Origin of the sequence: Aeromonas sp. R9-2 (assembly GCF_040908025.1) — a bacterium.
GTDB classification, from domain to species: Bacteria; Pseudomonadota; Gammaproteobacteria; order Enterobacterales; family Aeromonadaceae; genus Aeromonas; species Aeromonas veronii.
The window spans coordinates 1-14,775 of sequence record NZ_JBFOCX010000032.1 but is presented as its reverse complement, the minus strand read 5'-3'; the positions used below and the strand labels follow the sequence as shown (position 1 = coordinate 14,775).

Annotated in this window: 21 protein-coding genes and 2 pseudogenes; 18 read left to right on the top strand and 5 right to left on the bottom strand. The window is 51.3% G+C overall.

Annotation, left to right across the window (positions count from 1 at the left end; genetic code table 11):
• Window positions 1-11 precede the first annotated feature (11 nt).
• The 4 genes and pseudogenes from AB5Y71_RS18010 to AB5Y71_RS17995 all read right to left on the bottom strand — a co-directional run bounded on the left by AB5Y71_RS18010 (window position 12) and on the right by AB5Y71_RS17995 (window position 4,855).
• Window positions 12-922 (bottom strand): annotated as a pseudogene (locus AB5Y71_RS18010) (IS5 family transposase).
• 2,399 nt (window positions 923-3,321) lie between these two features.
• Complete coding sequence (locus AB5Y71_RS18005) at window positions 3,322-3,723, bottom strand: H-NS family nucleoid-associated regulatory protein (RefSeq protein WP_368172146.1); 402 nt, start codon at window positions 3,721-3,723, stop codon at window positions 3,322-3,324.
• 82 nt (window positions 3,724-3,805) lie between these two features.
• Window positions 3,806-4,399: a hypothetical protein gene (locus AB5Y71_RS18000; protein WP_368172145.1), complete on the bottom strand. Its 594-nt coding sequence runs from the start codon at window positions 4,397-4,399 to the stop codon at window positions 3,806-3,808.
• A gap of 75 nt (window positions 4,400-4,474) precedes the next feature.
• Window positions 4,475-4,855: a hypothetical protein gene (locus tag AB5Y71_RS17995; protein ID WP_368172144.1), complete on the bottom strand. Its 381-nt coding sequence runs from the start codon at window positions 4,853-4,855 to the stop codon at window positions 4,475-4,477.
• Window positions 4,856-5,246: 391 nt separating this feature from the next.
• On the opposite strand from AB5Y71_RS17995, the gene AB5Y71_RS17990 reads away from it, so the two are divergent.
• Both AB5Y71_RS17990 and AB5Y71_RS17985 read left to right on the top strand, forming a co-directional pair.
• The gene (locus AB5Y71_RS17990) at window positions 5,247-5,459 is read left to right on the top strand and encodes a helix-turn-helix transcriptional regulator (protein WP_368172143.1); all 213 of its coding nucleotides are present in this window, start codon (window positions 5,247-5,249) and stop codon (window positions 5,457-5,459) included.
• A gap of 364 nt (window positions 5,460-5,823) precedes the next feature.
• Window positions 5,824-6,798, top strand: coding sequence for an inovirus-type Gp2 protein (locus AB5Y71_RS17985; protein WP_368172142.1), 975 nt, complete (start codon window positions 5,824-5,826; stop codon window positions 6,796-6,798).
• Between the two features lie 146 nt (window positions 6,799-6,944).
• Here AB5Y71_RS17985 and AB5Y71_RS17980 read toward each other — a convergent pair whose 3' ends face one another.
• Window positions 6,945-7,289 carry a helix-turn-helix domain-containing protein gene (locus tag AB5Y71_RS17980; RefSeq protein WP_045790340.1) on the bottom strand — a complete coding sequence of 115 codons (345 nt, stop codon included), beginning with the start codon at window positions 7,287-7,289 and terminating at the stop codon, window positions 6,945-6,947.
• 277 nt (window positions 7,290-7,566) lie between these two features.
• On the opposite strand from AB5Y71_RS17980, the gene AB5Y71_RS17975 reads away from it, so the two are divergent.
• The 16 genes and pseudogenes from AB5Y71_RS17975 (at window position 7,567) to AB5Y71_RS17900 (ending at window position 14,729) form a co-directional block, all read left to right on the top strand.
• Window positions 7,567-7,920 (top strand): hypothetical protein, encoded by a 354-nt coding sequence (locus tag AB5Y71_RS17975; RefSeq protein ID WP_115544586.1) that lies wholly within the window; start codon window positions 7,567-7,569, stop codon window positions 7,918-7,920.
• 11 nt (window positions 7,921-7,931) lie between these two features.
• Window positions 7,932-8,084, top strand: a complete 153-nt coding sequence (locus AB5Y71_RS17970; RefSeq protein ID WP_021137985.1) for a hypothetical protein — start codon at window positions 7,932-7,934, stop codon at window positions 8,082-8,084.
• A gap of 11 nt (window positions 8,085-8,095) precedes the next feature.
• Window positions 8,096-8,770 (top strand): hypothetical protein, encoded by a 675-nt coding sequence (locus AB5Y71_RS17965; RefSeq protein ID WP_368172141.1) that lies wholly within the window; start codon window positions 8,096-8,098, stop codon window positions 8,768-8,770.
• Window positions 8,771-8,854: 84 nt separating this feature from the next.
• Window positions 8,855-9,418 carry a lecithin retinol acyltransferase family protein gene (locus AB5Y71_RS17960; RefSeq protein ID WP_368172140.1) on the top strand — a complete coding sequence of 188 codons (564 nt, stop codon included), beginning with the start codon at window positions 8,855-8,857 and terminating at the stop codon, window positions 9,416-9,418.
• Between the two features lie 35 nt (window positions 9,419-9,453).
• Complete coding sequence (locus tag AB5Y71_RS17955; protein ID WP_368172157.1) at window positions 9,454-9,879, top strand: DUF2787 family protein; 426 nt, start codon at window positions 9,454-9,456, stop codon at window positions 9,877-9,879.
• A gap of 10 nt (window positions 9,880-9,889) precedes the next feature.
• On the top strand, window positions 9,890-10,318 hold the full coding sequence (locus tag AB5Y71_RS17950) for a hypothetical protein (protein ID WP_368172139.1): 429 nt from the start codon (window positions 9,890-9,892) through the stop codon (window positions 10,316-10,318).
• Window positions 10,293-10,594: pseudogene (locus tag AB5Y71_RS17945) on the top strand (hypothetical protein). Before AB5Y71_RS17950 ends, AB5Y71_RS17945 begins: the two are co-directional and overlap by 26 nt.
• Window positions 10,595-10,684: 90 nt before the next feature.
• Window positions 10,685-11,182 (top strand): DNA repair protein RadC, encoded by a 498-nt coding sequence (gene radC / locus AB5Y71_RS17940; protein WP_167572958.1) that lies wholly within the window; start codon window positions 10,685-10,687, stop codon window positions 11,180-11,182.
• On the top strand, window positions 11,179-11,370 hold the full coding sequence (locus tag AB5Y71_RS17935; RefSeq protein ID WP_081990749.1) for a hypothetical protein: 192 nt from the start codon (window positions 11,179-11,181) through the stop codon (window positions 11,368-11,370). The genes radC and AB5Y71_RS17935 overlap by 4 nt, the downstream gene beginning before the upstream one ends.
• Before the next feature lie 88 nt (window positions 11,371-11,458).
• Complete coding sequence (locus tag AB5Y71_RS17930; RefSeq protein ID WP_368172138.1) at window positions 11,459-11,965, top strand: hypothetical protein; 507 nt, start codon at window positions 11,459-11,461, stop codon at window positions 11,963-11,965.
• Window positions 11,965-12,180, top strand: coding sequence for a hypothetical protein (locus tag AB5Y71_RS17925; RefSeq protein ID WP_201910754.1), 216 nt, complete (start codon window positions 11,965-11,967; stop codon window positions 12,178-12,180). Before AB5Y71_RS17930 ends, AB5Y71_RS17925 begins: the two co-directional genes overlap by 1 nt.
• Window positions 12,177-12,539, top strand: a complete 363-nt coding sequence (locus AB5Y71_RS17920; RefSeq protein WP_201910755.1) for a hypothetical protein — start codon at window positions 12,177-12,179, stop codon at window positions 12,537-12,539. The genes AB5Y71_RS17925 and AB5Y71_RS17920 overlap by 4 nt, the downstream gene beginning before the upstream one ends.
• On the top strand, window positions 12,536-12,862 hold the full coding sequence (locus tag AB5Y71_RS17915) for a type IV toxin-antitoxin system YeeU family antitoxin (protein ID WP_368172137.1): 327 nt from the start codon (window positions 12,536-12,538) through the stop codon (window positions 12,860-12,862). Before AB5Y71_RS17920 ends, AB5Y71_RS17915 begins: the two co-directional genes overlap by 4 nt.
• Before the next feature lie 28 nt (window positions 12,863-12,890).
• A complete protein-coding gene (locus tag AB5Y71_RS17910) occupies window positions 12,891-13,433 on the top strand; it encodes a hypothetical protein (protein WP_368172136.1) in 543 nt (180 codons plus the stop codon).
• A gap of 1 nt (window position 13,434) precedes the next feature.
• The gene (locus tag AB5Y71_RS17905) at window positions 13,435-13,665 is read left to right on the top strand and encodes a type IV toxin-antitoxin system YeeU family antitoxin (RefSeq protein WP_201910760.1); all 231 of its coding nucleotides are present in this window, start codon (window positions 13,435-13,437) and stop codon (window positions 13,663-13,665) included.
• A gap of 71 nt (window positions 13,666-13,736) precedes the next feature.
• Window positions 13,737-14,729, top strand: coding sequence for an IS5 family transposase (locus AB5Y71_RS17900; RefSeq protein ID WP_368172135.1), 993 nt, complete (start codon window positions 13,737-13,739; stop codon window positions 14,727-14,729).
• Window positions 14,730-14,775: the final 46 nt, after the last annotated feature.

Sequence of the window (14,775 nt, the reverse complement as noted above, 5' to 3'; positions counted from 1 at the left end):
GACCGCTACACTTAGGGCTTTCTAACAGGTAGGCCAAGAATATTCAGCTTGTTTATGGCGCTTACATACGCCATGACTTCTCCCACTTGGCCGTTGTAATTACGCAGACTGATTTTCCCCGCCAGCAACTGCTTGAATCGATACATCGCCGTCTCTGCCAGCGAGCGACGGTGATACCCCGATATCTTCTTCCAGTGCGTCAGCCCTTCCTTGCGCATTACCAGCACAGCCTCATTTCTTGGGTGCCCCTTTTTCCATAACCCTGTGCTTTTGCGAGGCGGGATACAGGCTGTCGCCCCTTTGTGCGAGATTAGCTGATGGCTGGCTTTGCTGTCGTAGGCACCGTCTGCATAAACACGCCCCAGCTTGCGCCGTAGTGGATTGAGCAGAGTTGGTAGCACCTCGGCATCATGGACATTTTCCAGCGAGACTTCCACCGCGACGATATCGTGAGTGGCTGGGTCCACAGCCAGATGCAACTTGCGCCAGACTCGCCGTTTTTCGGCGCCGTGCTTTCTGACTTTCCACTCGCCCTCCCCAAATACCTTGAGGCCAGTCGAGTCGATGACCAAATCGGTGATACGCCCCTTACTAGGCTGCCGATAGGCCACTGTCACCGTGCGAGCGCGCTTGATGACACAACTGTAATCGGGGGCACAAAGCGGTACGTTCATCAATTCGAACAGAGAGTCGAGTAGCCCCTGAGTGGCCCGCAGAGTGAGGTTGAAAATCCCCTTGAGCATAAGGAAGGTACAGATGGTCTGGTCGGTGTAAAGCTGGCTGCGACCCCGCCGCCCATGATGATCATGGTGGAACCAGTTATCCATAGCGCCAGCATCAACCCAGAAAGTGAGGGAACCACGGTTAATCAAAGACTTGTTGAATTGGGCCAGTTGGTGATGGGGTGAAGCGACATGCCCATGATGCAGACTTGAAGGGGGATGGTGGTGATCAGATCACCGAGTCCTCAGTAAGTTCCCTTCAAACTGCATCGATTTAGGCAACAACGCCCCACAGCACTCAATAACCGGCACCAGAGCACACTTTCCCCCGAGGCGAGCAGTCGAAAGTCGACCTCAATACACAGCGCGTTTCAGTGAAAATCATCGATCACATTAACAGTCACACTAACCGAGTTGCTCGTGCATAAAATCCATAGAACAACAGTGTTGCTTTCACGAACCAGAAGTTAGCTCAATTTGAGCTCCATATGCTCCCCATCAAACCTGCTTGTGGCTCCAAACAAACTCTTTGACATTATGCTGGTAGAGAATATAAAGACCATAGATTAAAGGTCATAGCCATCACGTGCGGAAATGCCATAGCCAGCGATAGACTGGCCAAGCTATCGGCGCAGTCTTGATACCAACTTACTCGCTATCTGCGTAAGTGAGCTGATGACTAGTACTGGATCTCCCCCCTCATATCGAGTGATGCTCATGAGAACATGCCAAGGTTTTTCCCTCCCCCCAGAAATCGTAATAAAATACATTAGCTAGATAAATTAAAATATAGCCTGCATTTTATTGTCACCATCACCACATTGTTGTTATCAATAAACCAGCGCTGCTCGCCCGCGCCCATAAAAATAATTTTATATTTATTTAAATCTTTATTTAATACAACCATTACAAGATCGGTGGTACTTTTAACACGCTTGTTCTTAAAAAAACGAATTTCTATTATTATTGAAGTTATGAATGACCAAAACCACTTAAGGGCTTAAGGATTTCTTAGGGATTTCAGAGTTTTTGAGTGTGCTTCCATCCATAAATAAGTTAAATTTACAATGACCAAATCAAATATTTCATTCATTACCGTTTATAGAAAAGGAGGGCATATGGAAACAACTCCAGAGGACAGAGTCGATCCGACAAGAGAATTTTACCCTGTCAGTAGTGTCTCCCAATTTCACTACTCAAGTTTTGTGGTGCACACAGCAAGACTCGAACCTGCAACTAATGGATTATGAGTCCTCTTCTCTAACACGTTGATCTATAGGCCTGCAAAAAGTGGCCCCTTAGCATATGCTATGAATTTGGACAATTCATCACATTCGCCCATTCACCACCACCCAGATAAAAACAGGAATGTTCATTGGCAATCAATCCAACAGGCATACCACTTCCACGCATCTTGCAAGTAGCCCACTGGCTCCATGAACAACAACGTCTAGTCAGCGCCAGAGAGGCCGCAGAGGTATTAGGCTGCTCAGTCTGGTCAATGGGTCACATATTCTCAAAGATACGGCTTCTGCCCGACATCATGGTCATTAATGAACAGACTGTGCGCAGTAAGGGGGGGCAGCAGTTGATGATTCGTATCGTCCATATCTATCCGTACACGCTTGATGAAAAACAGCACCCCCATCGACGACGAGATGACACAGACCAACCCGACCCTCTGACATGGCATGACTTGCTTTGCCGCAAATGGGGCCAAATAAGACCAATCTGAACAAGTTGCAAGAACAATTAATTCGCATCATCATAAAGCGGCTCTTGTGTTGAGAAATACGCCTGAAAAGAAGTATTTTAGGACAAGTTGAGTCGATATAATTGCAACTTTGTCAGCTTTATGCTGATGCTTATTCATCTTCATTGTTAGGAGGCTGCATCGCTACAGAAAATACAGTGGCTTGGCATCGTTCACCGAACGTGATACACTAATAGATCAAACTGAAGAGCGATAATGGCATCAGACCTGCTGCAGCGATAGGATATAAAGATAGCAAGGCCAATCTGTCAAGGGTAGATTGCACTGGGTGATCAAAGCCATGCGTTATCTGACCTTTGCCCAAGAGATGGGGAATAAACAGCAAAATCCAGCTACGGGAAACCCAAATGACATCCCGCGGTGAAGAAGTATCTTCACTGGCTTAACTACTTCTCAGCAAGGTTTGGGCTTCGTCACGTATCGAATATTGCTGCGTGAGGAGGGAGCGCTTTTCAACTCGCCAACCGCCATATTTAGCTAGCCAACGTCTGGGGCGACGTGGATACCAACTATCAATGACTTCCTGTAATCGAGCATCCAAATTGGTACGCTCTGCGTCTTTTATGGCTGGCATCAGGAGCGGCTATGAGGAACCCGGTGGTTATCGTTGTGCTGACGAGAGGAATCGAACTGGCGGCCTACTGAGCTAAGTCAGCATCATGCACATACTAATGGATGTTTTGAATATTGTCATTAGATCTAACCTCAGTGATGCGACAGATCATTACCGAATATTCCTGGTTCGTAGCGACGAGGGCAGTCATTCATTGAGCCACGGAGCGTGTAAACAGAAAGGCCACACCGTGAGGGCATGGCCTTGTTTATTTAGATGAGGAAGTCATCCAGCTGACGACCTTGCTCGAACTGCTCAGCCAGGAACTTGGGGGTTCGGCCCTGACCGGTCCAGGTTTTCTCTACGCCATTCTCAACATAACGGTATTTCGGGGGCCGAGGTGCTCGTTTAGCTTTAGCCATAGTCGCTACTGCCGGGGCACTGCCAACCAACTCTGTGGGATCAATACCTGCTTGAGCCAACATCGCTTGGAACTCAGCCAGCTTTTGTTGGTGCTCAGCATTTGCAACTTGCTCTTTTTCAGCCAGTTCCAAGCGATCCAGATAAATCGCTTCGATTTTCTCGTGAGCTTCTTTCACTTGTTCCAGAGACAGCTCGCGCATTGCTGCGCGTAGACTGCGGATGTTCAACAGTACTTTCAAAAACTCATTCATTGAAGGCCTCATCTTTTTATCTATCATTAAATTTGTTTAAACAAAGCGAGGAAGTATGGCACGGCTAAATGTGCCAATAAAGTTAACGGAGATCATTTTCATCAGCATTTTCTATTAGACTTGCGACCAATGCAGACTTTGTCATTTTAAGATTCTTCACCATGACATTCAACTTTTTCTTAACATCGTCATCAAGATAGAATGTTGATGGCTTTATCGTCTCCCTTTTCATTCTAGTCTTTTGCTGTGATGCCGCCTTTTTAAATCTCATCATAAACAATGCTTGTCGGTCTGGGTTGGAAAACATGAGGTCCCATGCGATTACAAGCTGACGACCAATGAATTCGTTGGAACTATCCTTAGTTGCCCATAGTGGCACTTGGTTATTGAATGCATTTTCTAATGTGTAGTCCCACGCCCACTTGTACATATTCTGGTTGAGCTTAACCCATTTGACCATATCAATGTGATTTTTTTGGATTTCCCATATTTTTTCCATGGAGGCTAGGTGTTTTGATTTCTCTGGAATACTACAATCCCAACGATCAAAAAATCTAACAATATCGTTAAACCTATCTTTCTCATTGATAGCTTGAGTTGAAATATGTAACTTGTGAGATAATAAGCTTCGCTCGTGATGACGCTTATTTAGTGCAGTGTAGATATCGTGAGGCATATCTGGATTGAGCTTGGCAAGAGGTGAAATACTTAATTCTGACGAGCGGCCTTCACGATAAACAGCCAGATCAATTTAATACATATGGAATAGACTCCAAAAAAAGTCTATTGCTCGACCATTCCTCTCTATAAATGCCAGTTTTTCTCGGTCAAGCATAAAGGATGCTGAAACATCGAGCAAGGCCTTGTAAAGGATGTCAGGATTGTTTTTAGACTGTAAAACATCACCGCCATTACACTTAATGTAACTAGTTAGCTTTTTCAGTCTGCTTTCATTCTTTACCGCCCGCGCGATCTCCTGCCGAAGAAAGTCCTCTTTAGAGCCCGCATTTTCAAATGCGTAAAAATCGGCATCCCTGTTAATGTTATGACAATAATAAAAGTACGCTATGTCAATTGACCTTCCAGTATTAGCGGCATCCCACTTAATCCCATTAACAAAAAAACCAGTCATAATCTACCTCGTAGAAATCAAGCAACCTTATTGCGTTAATCTAGCAAAAAGCAGGCTAACTACAAGCATTTTTCATGTATATCTATAGTAATGTCCGTTGCTAGTTTACATGGCTTGCATGTCGAGATTGACCTGGTGAGGCTAGATTTTTCCGCCCCACCTCTAGAAGAACGCTTAGTTTAAAGATACAGAGAGTGGCATATCAAAGAGGCTCAAGACGCCTTCACGCTGGTAGATGTGATAAATAAATTTTAGTTAGGGTTACATCTATCAGTGTGCCTAGATGAGTATGCAGTGAATAGCCTATGAGGCACTGAAGCCAAATCAAAACATTTAAAAATTACTACGTGGATTATCTACTGAGCACAACCCCACCCTCAGGAGTACATCCATGAACAACACCATCAAAGTTCTGCGCATTAAAGACCTCATGAAAAAAATCGGCATGGCCCGTTCAACCATATACGACCGTATCAACCCAAAGTCACCACGCTATGACAGCTCCTTCCCCAAACCCATCAAACTGGGTTTATCCGCTGTCGGTTGGTTAGAGCATGAAATTGATACTTGGGTCGAAAACTTGATAAAACAAAGAACAGTCTAATTTACACCATCATTACCTCCATAACTTGCAATCATCAAAAAGAGCATATTAACGCCTAGAAGGGGATTGATAATGTAATTTATGCTTATATATGAAAATCCAAGTTTTAACACCTGCTTCGGGTGGCTGAGCATTAAGGTATATTTATTATTGGTCATTACACTCTGTTGAGTACTAAACCAGTATCATTACATCCTATTTATTACTACATCTCTATCCCATTAGTTACTACAACCATTCAATAACCATCTTATCATCCACCATTAGGTGGTGATACTAACCCTCACCACTTATTCCCTTCCCCTGATATACGCATGTGCCTATCACATCGCGTAGGGGTAACCTTGCCTAAAAAAGAGGTTCTATGTTTAATAAGACGAGACTAATATCCATCATTGCACTTGTGAACAGCTTAAATACTGAAACAGCACCGATGGTCTCTTTGATAACCACTGCACCAAACAAGCTGTGTTTTACCAGCGAAACAAAAGGATTGCTCGATGTATTGGAGGATGCTGATGACTATTTCTATAGCCATACTGACATTTCATCTTCACATCCTACGGTGGAATTGTTTTTACGCCACATGCAACATGTACATGGGTTAGCAAAAATCAAGCTACGGGGATTAGATGAAGAGACTGCAAATGTAATAGCACGCGACATTAATCAGGCGTTGAGCGCATTTCACCAAGCGCTGTATAGCAAGGAGCACCAGAAGCGGCTGGATAACAAATTAAGGGCCGCCCCCCGTAACAGTCAGAGTCTTGATAAATATATCCCGACGCTATTCAACCAATATGCAAAGCTACTGTTCATTCGCTTGGACCTCGGCTACACGGAGAAGGTTTATTGTCGGCTAACGCCCGAGACTGCGATGGAAGATCGCAGGTGCTATCTGGCCATCATCAAGCGAAAATTCCCTGGATTGGTTGGGTATATCTGGAAGATGGAATATGGCCAAGACCGGCGCTTTCATATGCACACCGTATTCATCTTCAACGGCGCTCGTCATCAGCACGATCGCTCACTAGGCCGATTACTGGGAGAGCACTGGGAAGAGTACACCAAAGATCTTGGCACCTATTTCAACTGTGCCCACCTTCGTGAGCACTACCAAGCACGGGGAATTGATGGGATAGGCATGGTGCATTGGGATGATGAGCAGAAGCAGGAGAAGCTGTTAAAGGCGCTCGGGTATCTGACCAAGCACGATGAGTTGATGCTGGCCACGCTTCCCTCTGGCCGCCGTACCTTTGGCCGCATGGAAATAACTGAAGCGAGCAATCGTCGCGGCCGTCCACGTACCCGCCGTTCGGGATTGCCGGTGCTGATCTAGTTCGATTGAAAAAGATCTCAGATAGATATTATCAAGGGAGAGTAAACAGATATCGATGTGAAGCTGCTTGGGAGCGCCATTGCGGCCTCCCAAGTTATCGGTCCTGGTATCGGCATCGGTTTGTCATCGATGCGCACTGTGAGCCATTAAGGCGCTAATCGCGCCACCAGCTTATCAACCACCTCCAGCACCAGTTCTCTGTCAGCAGCCTTGAGCTTGGCCAACTGCTGGCTGAGCACAATGCCTTGTTCGGTAGGGCGGTTGCTGGTTTCACGCAGGAAGTCTGCCAGCTCACACTCAAACAGCTGGGCGAGCTCTGCCAACCGCACCACGGTAGGCACCACTTTTCCCCGCTCCATCCGGGAGACCGCTTCCATCCCGATATCCAGATGCTCTGCGACTTGCTCCTGGGTCAGCCCCGCTTGCTGGCGTTGCCGTCCAATCGCTTTACCGACGCTCTTGGCCAGTTCTTCAAAGTTGATGTCTGTCATAAGCCCTCCACTCAACCCATATGGTTGACCATGGACCCTATTGACATTAAGGACTCGTTGAGATGAGGATCACCCTATTAGATCTAATGCATTGAAATACTCGAACCTGCGCCGAAAGGAGTCTTCAACACGACCTAACCCCGAACCACTTTCTTCAGTAGCGCTTGGCTAACTGCCTGCGCACTCACTGACATCACCTGTATGACCCCGCTTACCCGAGAGGCTTACCTCATCGGTCAGGCCCCCTTATGTCTTTTGATTTCACAGGAGACCAGACATGAAACGCTACCTTATCGCTGCTGCAGTACTTGCTGCCTCAGCGGTTATCTACACCAGCGCCTCTGACGGCACCAAGGCATCACCGCCAGAGTTCAAGCTCGACCTGTTCTACAACTCACTGGGCCGTCCCCAGTTACAGGTCACGTCCCTCAATGATGCAGTCACCATCAAGAAGATCCTCATCAACCGAGGAAAGTGTGTGGCAGTCGGCCCCTACGGGGTAGACCGCACGTTCCCGGTATCACTCAAATACAGCCAGAGCACCCAGCTCTCCATTATTCCGGGCACCTGCAACTTGCTCGAAGCCACCGTGTTCACCGACCAGGGTGAAGCGGCTTACACATTCAAATAGGAGAAACATCCATGCCATTAATTCTGCTGTGGGTGGGACTGGCGTTACTGCTGGGCTTTGTTGCTGCAGGTAACGGACGCTCATTCTGGGGCTGGTTCATTCTCGGGTTAATTATCGACCCCATTCTGGCCGGACTGCTGTACTGGCTTATTTGCAAAGACTGATGGAGAGACACATGACGACACTGTTCACCCGGACACTACGAGCGGCCACGCTGGGGCTGCTGCTCAGCTGTTCGATGGCAACCTTCGCTACCGATGGTGCACTGGAGATTGAAACAAAGGTGCCTGCTAGCTTAAGCGGGAAGCTGAGTTACGCCAGCATGAAGTACTGGGTCGAGGTGCCTGGACAAGGGGATGTTGAGATATGGACCGATGATGAGACTTACGCCGCCTTGATTGACCTGGTGGGGACACAGGTGTCGCTTGAAGGGGCCATGGTGACCTTCACCGATGGCAGTGTCTATTTTCAACCCAAGTTGGCGAAAGCATCAACCGGATTTACGGTGAGAAAGAATGACGAGGTGAACTTCGATGTACTGCTCAATGGTGAGCTACTGACTCATCACGACAGTTATGCCGGTGTTGATGTGGCCCACCAGTTTGCAATACCCGGTGGCCAGGTCGCGCTGATTGAGCTGTTCAGTGGTGGCGTGGGTTGTCCCGTGCTCTATCAACTGGTTGTGGCCAGACAAGATTCACCCACTATGACGTCTGAGGCATTTGGGACGTGCAGCGACCAGGGCAAGCTGAGCCCCGAGCCCAATGGCTTTACTCTCAATCTACCCGGCAATCCCAGCGAGCGCTGGGCATGGGATGCCAGCAGCCTGACGCTGCACAAGCAATCCTGACCACCAGCCACCACACACTCACCACCATCAGGGCACCTTCGGGTGCCCTCTGTTTTATGCGGCATTTTATTAAAGGAACGGTTCATGCCATTACCACAACCTGGGGACCACCTTGTTTCCCCTCGCACCGGTTACCAACACCACGGCCTCTATCTAGGGGACCATCAGGTCATCCATTACCAAGGCTTCAGTGCCGGTGAACTGTCCGGCCAGATAACCATCACCTCCCTGGCTGAGTTTTGCCAAGAGCACGATTACCACATCCACCACCATGAGACTCGCGCCTACAACCGGGAGGAAAGCATGGACCGGGCCTATTCTCGCCTCGGGGAAGCGCACTACAGCCCCCTCTTTAACAACTGTGAGCACTTCGTGCTCTGGTGTATCGAGGGCTTTCACTACAGCAAGCAGATTAACCAGCTTATCGCCACTGGCTATATCGCACATCAGGCTTTGCGTACGGTGGTAAATCAGCCCACCACTTCAGCACTCGCAGGGCTGGCCACCAACACCATGTTAAGTACGTCAACGCGCACAATGCTGGCGGCAACAGCGGGTTCACTGCTGAGCACCACAGCTGTTCCCATCACCCTTTCCCTCGCCGCCACTTATGGCCTCTACCGCACCTGGCGCTGGCTGAGGGATTGACGGTTATCACATTCGATATGAAAGGACACACCATGATGACCATGCCATTTCACCTGGCAGGGATGGCCCTGCCAATTTCGCCCGAGCTGCCTGACTTACTGCGCAGCGTCGTGCGGGAACAACAACTCGACCTCACCGACCTCTCGACCCTGACCTTCAACTTTCGCAGCCCCGCCTACAGTGCCGAGACGGGTGGCGTCCATCCGGTAGAGCTGCGACTTATTCGGGGATTGCACGGCTGGGTCTTCGATTACATCACCGACTTCAGTTATCAGGGACTGGGCCAGGATGCCGAGCTCTGCAAGGAGCTCGACTTCAACCTCTCCTGCGACGAGCACTATCTGCAGGGCTGGGGACCACTGCCCGACGAGGAAGCGCGGGAACTGTTCGCCCTGTGGCAGAGCAATTTCATGAGCTACGCCCAGTTGGGGTATTTCTCCGTCATGGTCAGTGGGGAGTAGGAGGTGTGTGATGACTAACGGACTGCCGCTCTCTCACTATTCACGCCAGTGGCTGGGGCTGGTCGCCGCCAAGGCCAAACTACAACCAACTCGCCATGGCGAGCGCTGGTTGCTGCACCTGTCTCCTGGTAGCCCAAACGCTCGCACCGTCACGCTGCACTTACGTTGGTCTGGCGTGCAGTGGCAGTTGCTCTCCCTCACCAATGCCGAGGACTGGCGCACCATGAGCCAGCCCGTGGATGAAATCTGCGTGGACCCTAAGCGTCGTTGTTTCTGGCGCAGCCAAGCAGGACCGGTTTCTCTCAGCGAGCAACCCCGTGTACTGGCGAACTTCCTGGCTGACCTGCAGCGTACCTGCATTCATCACGGTTATCGCGTGGAGAGTGACCCCTTATCCCAAGAGGAGACGAACTATGCCCAAGCAACCGATAGCCGTTGAGCTGGAAGCGATTAATCGAGATGGCGAGACGCAGGTGGTGCGTGACAGTGGCCTGACCGGACAGGGCTACAACGTCTACCTGCGGGCTGTGGAGACCAGTGGGTTAGGGCTGGCTACCTGGGTTGCTGACTACGACACCATAAGGCCTGCCTATGAACTGGCCGAGCGATTAAGCCTGGCACTCGCTATCCCACTCACCATGCAGGTCCCGAACCACTAATGCCGGTGAAGCAGGAACCCACCGCCAGGGAAGGCGTCACCACCACGGCCAACTGAACCCCCCTCACAGTGAACCAACAACCTCTTTGCCTTTAACCCCGGCACGCAGGAAGCATGTCGGGGTTTTGTTTATTTGGAGAACCCCACATGCGTTACCACAAACTCAAAGCCGGGGAATGCCCCGGCACTTATGTCGTCACCGAACCGGTGACCGAGCAAGACCTGCTGCGTATCGCCAACCAGATTGCCCGTAAGCGCCTGGCCAAAGGCACTGCCATCACCAGTACTACAGAGGCTGCCGAGCGACTGCAAACCCTGCTGCAAGACCGGGAGCATGAGGTGTTTGGGGCACTGTTTCTCGACTCCCAGCATCGCGTGTTGGCTTTTGAGGAGCTGTTTCGTGGCACCTTGGACAGCGCCAGCATCTACCCACGGGAAGTGGTCAAGCGGGCCCTGCTACTCAACTGCGGGGCCATCATCGCGGTGCACAATCACCCAAGCGGTGACCCGGAACCCAGCCAATCAGACCGGGGCTTTACCCAAGCCCTCAAAGAGGCCTTGGCCCTGGTCGATATCCGGCTACTCGACCATCTGGTGGTCGGTGCTGAGGGCGTTGCCTCGCTGGCTGAGCGAGGTCTGCTATGACTCTAACCCCAGGTAAGTCACACCTCACCACCCTCGATATCCTCATCGAGTTGCGTTGCTGGCTTGAAGATAACGTTCAGATGCAGGCAGAGCCCGCCATCGTGGCTCATTTGCCGAACGGCTACCTGCTCACCCAGAGCGATTGTGTCGAGGCCATCGATGCGCTGCTCCATCATCTGCGCCATTAGCCAAACTCGGATCATCAGGTCCAACGCCATCCCCCCCCCCAAGGCCACCTCACCGAAGGTGGCCTTTTGCATTTCAAGGAGTCACCCCATGTCTGCCTTCATGATCGATCGCAAGGATTACCTAGCCTTTGCCGTGCAGTTACACCGTTTTTGCAATGCCCCCATGCCACCGCACTACACCCTTGAGTTGTTGCGCTCCCTCTGGTGGAACTCACCAATGGATGTCACCAGTACCTGGACGTGGCGGGTAGACCGGCTGGTTAGGCTGATGATGCTCGCCAATCGGCGGGCGGTCTGGCATCGCTATCAGCTTGGGCGTCAGCAGGACCAGAAGGAACCACGCCAGCGTGGTTCAACCAAACTGGGACCGCTTAAACCTGCTCACCGTTACCACCAGGAACCACTCACTGATGCCGAACTGGTGGCGCTGTACAAATTCACCTGCAGCGCCCTGTACCAGTCGAGTGAATGGAGCGGGAGCCCCGAGCCGGCTCCCCGGCTAGTGAAGATAATCCAGCAGTTGCAGCAAGCGCTGGCGCAAGATGTGCTGACCCGGCTGTCACTGTGGGAGCAAGCCCCCTGGGGAGAGATGTGATGAACCCTTCCATCACTCTGACCGTGACAAGCTCACCTCCGAGCTCAACTGCCCATATAGCCCAGCGTATCGCCGATGACATGGCACACCTGCATCACCGTCTGGGGGATGGGGTCAGTGATGAACTGGGGATCAGCATCAGTTACCTGGTCGAACAGTTTGCGCTGCTTGCAGCGGCTTACCGTTCACCTGCAGAAAGAGAGAAACACCCATGATCGAATTCAACGATAGCTTCACTCAGGTCGCAGTTGCTCAGGCAATGAGCGCACATAGCGATTTGCATAAGCTCATTACCTATCAGCTCACCTTCCCGAAGTGGGCACACGACTATGACGAGACCGGCAAGCGCACTGGCCCCGACAAGATCAAGCCCGTGCCAACGATGCACAAGACCACGCTGTTCGTGAGTCCACTGGACATGGTGGACAACCTGCCCCGCGAGATTAACTTTGCGTGGTGGGAGCGTGAGTGCAACGACCTCGGCTATCCCGTTGGGGAGTGGCGACGCACCATTGTGGGTGCCTACTTCAACCACGGCACCAACGACAACCCAAACTGGAGCAGCCACACATGAGCATCTTCGAGCACATGACATGGGGACTGGGCACCCCGAACCTGCCCAAGCTCGGGGCTCGAGCCATTCTGCAACGTGGTTATGTTGATTTCCTGGGCGACCGTGCCGGTATGTACGGCGAGCCAGACGAGACGTGGCGGGCCGAGTGCGACACGGTACTGCCGCACTTTCTGCGTGAGTTAACCAAGATGGCCAAGGCATACCAGATATGCACCGACATGGACGAGGTGTTTCGCCTTGAACACAAGGGCTGGGTGTGTGAAGCCAGTCCGAGGCGCAGCTACGGCTACCTCTACCTCGATATCTACCACCCCGCTAACTAGCGGGGTGTTTGTTTCAAGGATAAATATCATGAACAAGTTCTATCACGTGGGCACACTGGCCCACCGTGAAGTCACCGCCCTGCTGCACACGCTAACGCACAATGCAGCCGCCAATGCCGAGGGGATCCTCAACTACGTGGGCGGCAAGCTGAACTCCTACGACCCGCGCAAAGAGAAGGCCAAGGCACGGCACACATTGCGCCAGGTCAAGAAGGCTCTGAAGGTAGGGCGTATCCCGCTTGAGCTCACCGTGACCGGTTGCCGCATCGACCGTGGCAGCCATCAGGCTGACCGTTACTACTACGACCGGACGTTGCAGGCCAAGGGGTGGCAACAATACGACACCGAAGAGGATGCTTGGTATTTCGGTATCTGGATTAACACACAGACGCTCGAGACCTTTACCTACGCCGAGGGGGATACCAGCCATGTGATTGCACCAAACATCGAGGCGTTTCGTGCCGAACTGGCGCGGCTCTACCAGTACTCCCCGCAAGCCCCGGTGTTTATCAGCATCGACCCGGAAGCGGGCGTTGTGACCCACCACTTTGAAGGCAAACCGGAGGTGTAAAATGGTGAAAAACATCACCATCAAGGTACCTGGCAAACATCCGCAAACCGGCGAGCTGGATGCCCAGCGCCAGCAGTGCATCACTATCCCGCACGGCGGCTTTACCTGCAAAGCCGCTACCTTAAGCAGCCATGGATATCTCTATATTTGCATTTATGCTGCAACGAGCATGGACGCCAATCCTGACCGCAAATGTGACCACAAATCCGCTTGTGGTCACATTTGGTCCTAATTAGGGAAGGTGCGAACAAGTTCCTGATGTGAGATCATGAGCCCCACTTGGCATCAGGGATAAGGTTCAGCATGAATCATCAGCTCACCTTCGCGGATAGCGAGTTCAATGACAAACGCCGCAAAACCCGTAAGGAGTTATTTCTGGCTCGCATGGAGGCGTTGCTCCCATGGGCAATGATGCTGGAGGTCATCGAGCCCGTCTATCCCAAGGCAGGTAATGGCCGTCGTCCCTACCCACTCGATACCATGCTGCGTATTCACTGCATGCAACAGTGGTATAGCCTTAGCGACGGCGCCATGGAGGATGCGCTCTACGAGATTGCTTCGATGCGTCTGTTTGCCAAGCTCTCACTGGACCAGGCCATCCCCGACCGCACCACCATCATGAACTTCCGCCATCTGCTGGAGCAGCACCGGCTGGCCCGGCAGCTCTTCGACACCGTCAACCTGTGGCTTTCTGACGCCGGCATCATGATGAAGCAAGGCACGCTGGTCGATGCCACTCTCATTGAGGCTCCTTGCTCGACCAAGAACAAGCGTGGCGAGCGTGACGGCGAGATGCATCAGACCAAGAAAGGCAATCAATGGCACTTCGGCATGAAGGCTCATATCGGTGTCGATGCCAAGAGTGGCCTGACGCACAGTCTGGAGACCACGGCAGCCAATGAGCACGACCTCAATCAAGTGGGAAATCGGCTCCATGGCGAGGAGGCATTTGTGTTCGCTGACGCAGGATGTCAGGGTGCAGAAAACCGTGAAGAGCTGGCGGATGTAAAGGCACAATGGGCGATTGTGATGCGACCTGGCAGGCTCAAGGAGCTCAAAAAGCATCCGCGCAAAAACAAGGCTGTGATTGCCTTTGAGAGGCTCAAATCCAGCATCCGCGCCAAAGTGGAGCACCCGTTTCGGATCATCAAACGTCAGTTTGGCTTTGTGAAGGCGCGGTTCAAGGGGCTGCGCAAGAACGACAACCAACTGGCGATGTTGTTTACGCTGGCGAATCTGTTTCGCGTGGACCAGATGATACGGGCATGGGATAGCTGTGCCCAAAAATCGAGATAAGCCTCGAAAATGAGGCTAAATGGCGCTTAATAGCCGAATACTTGCG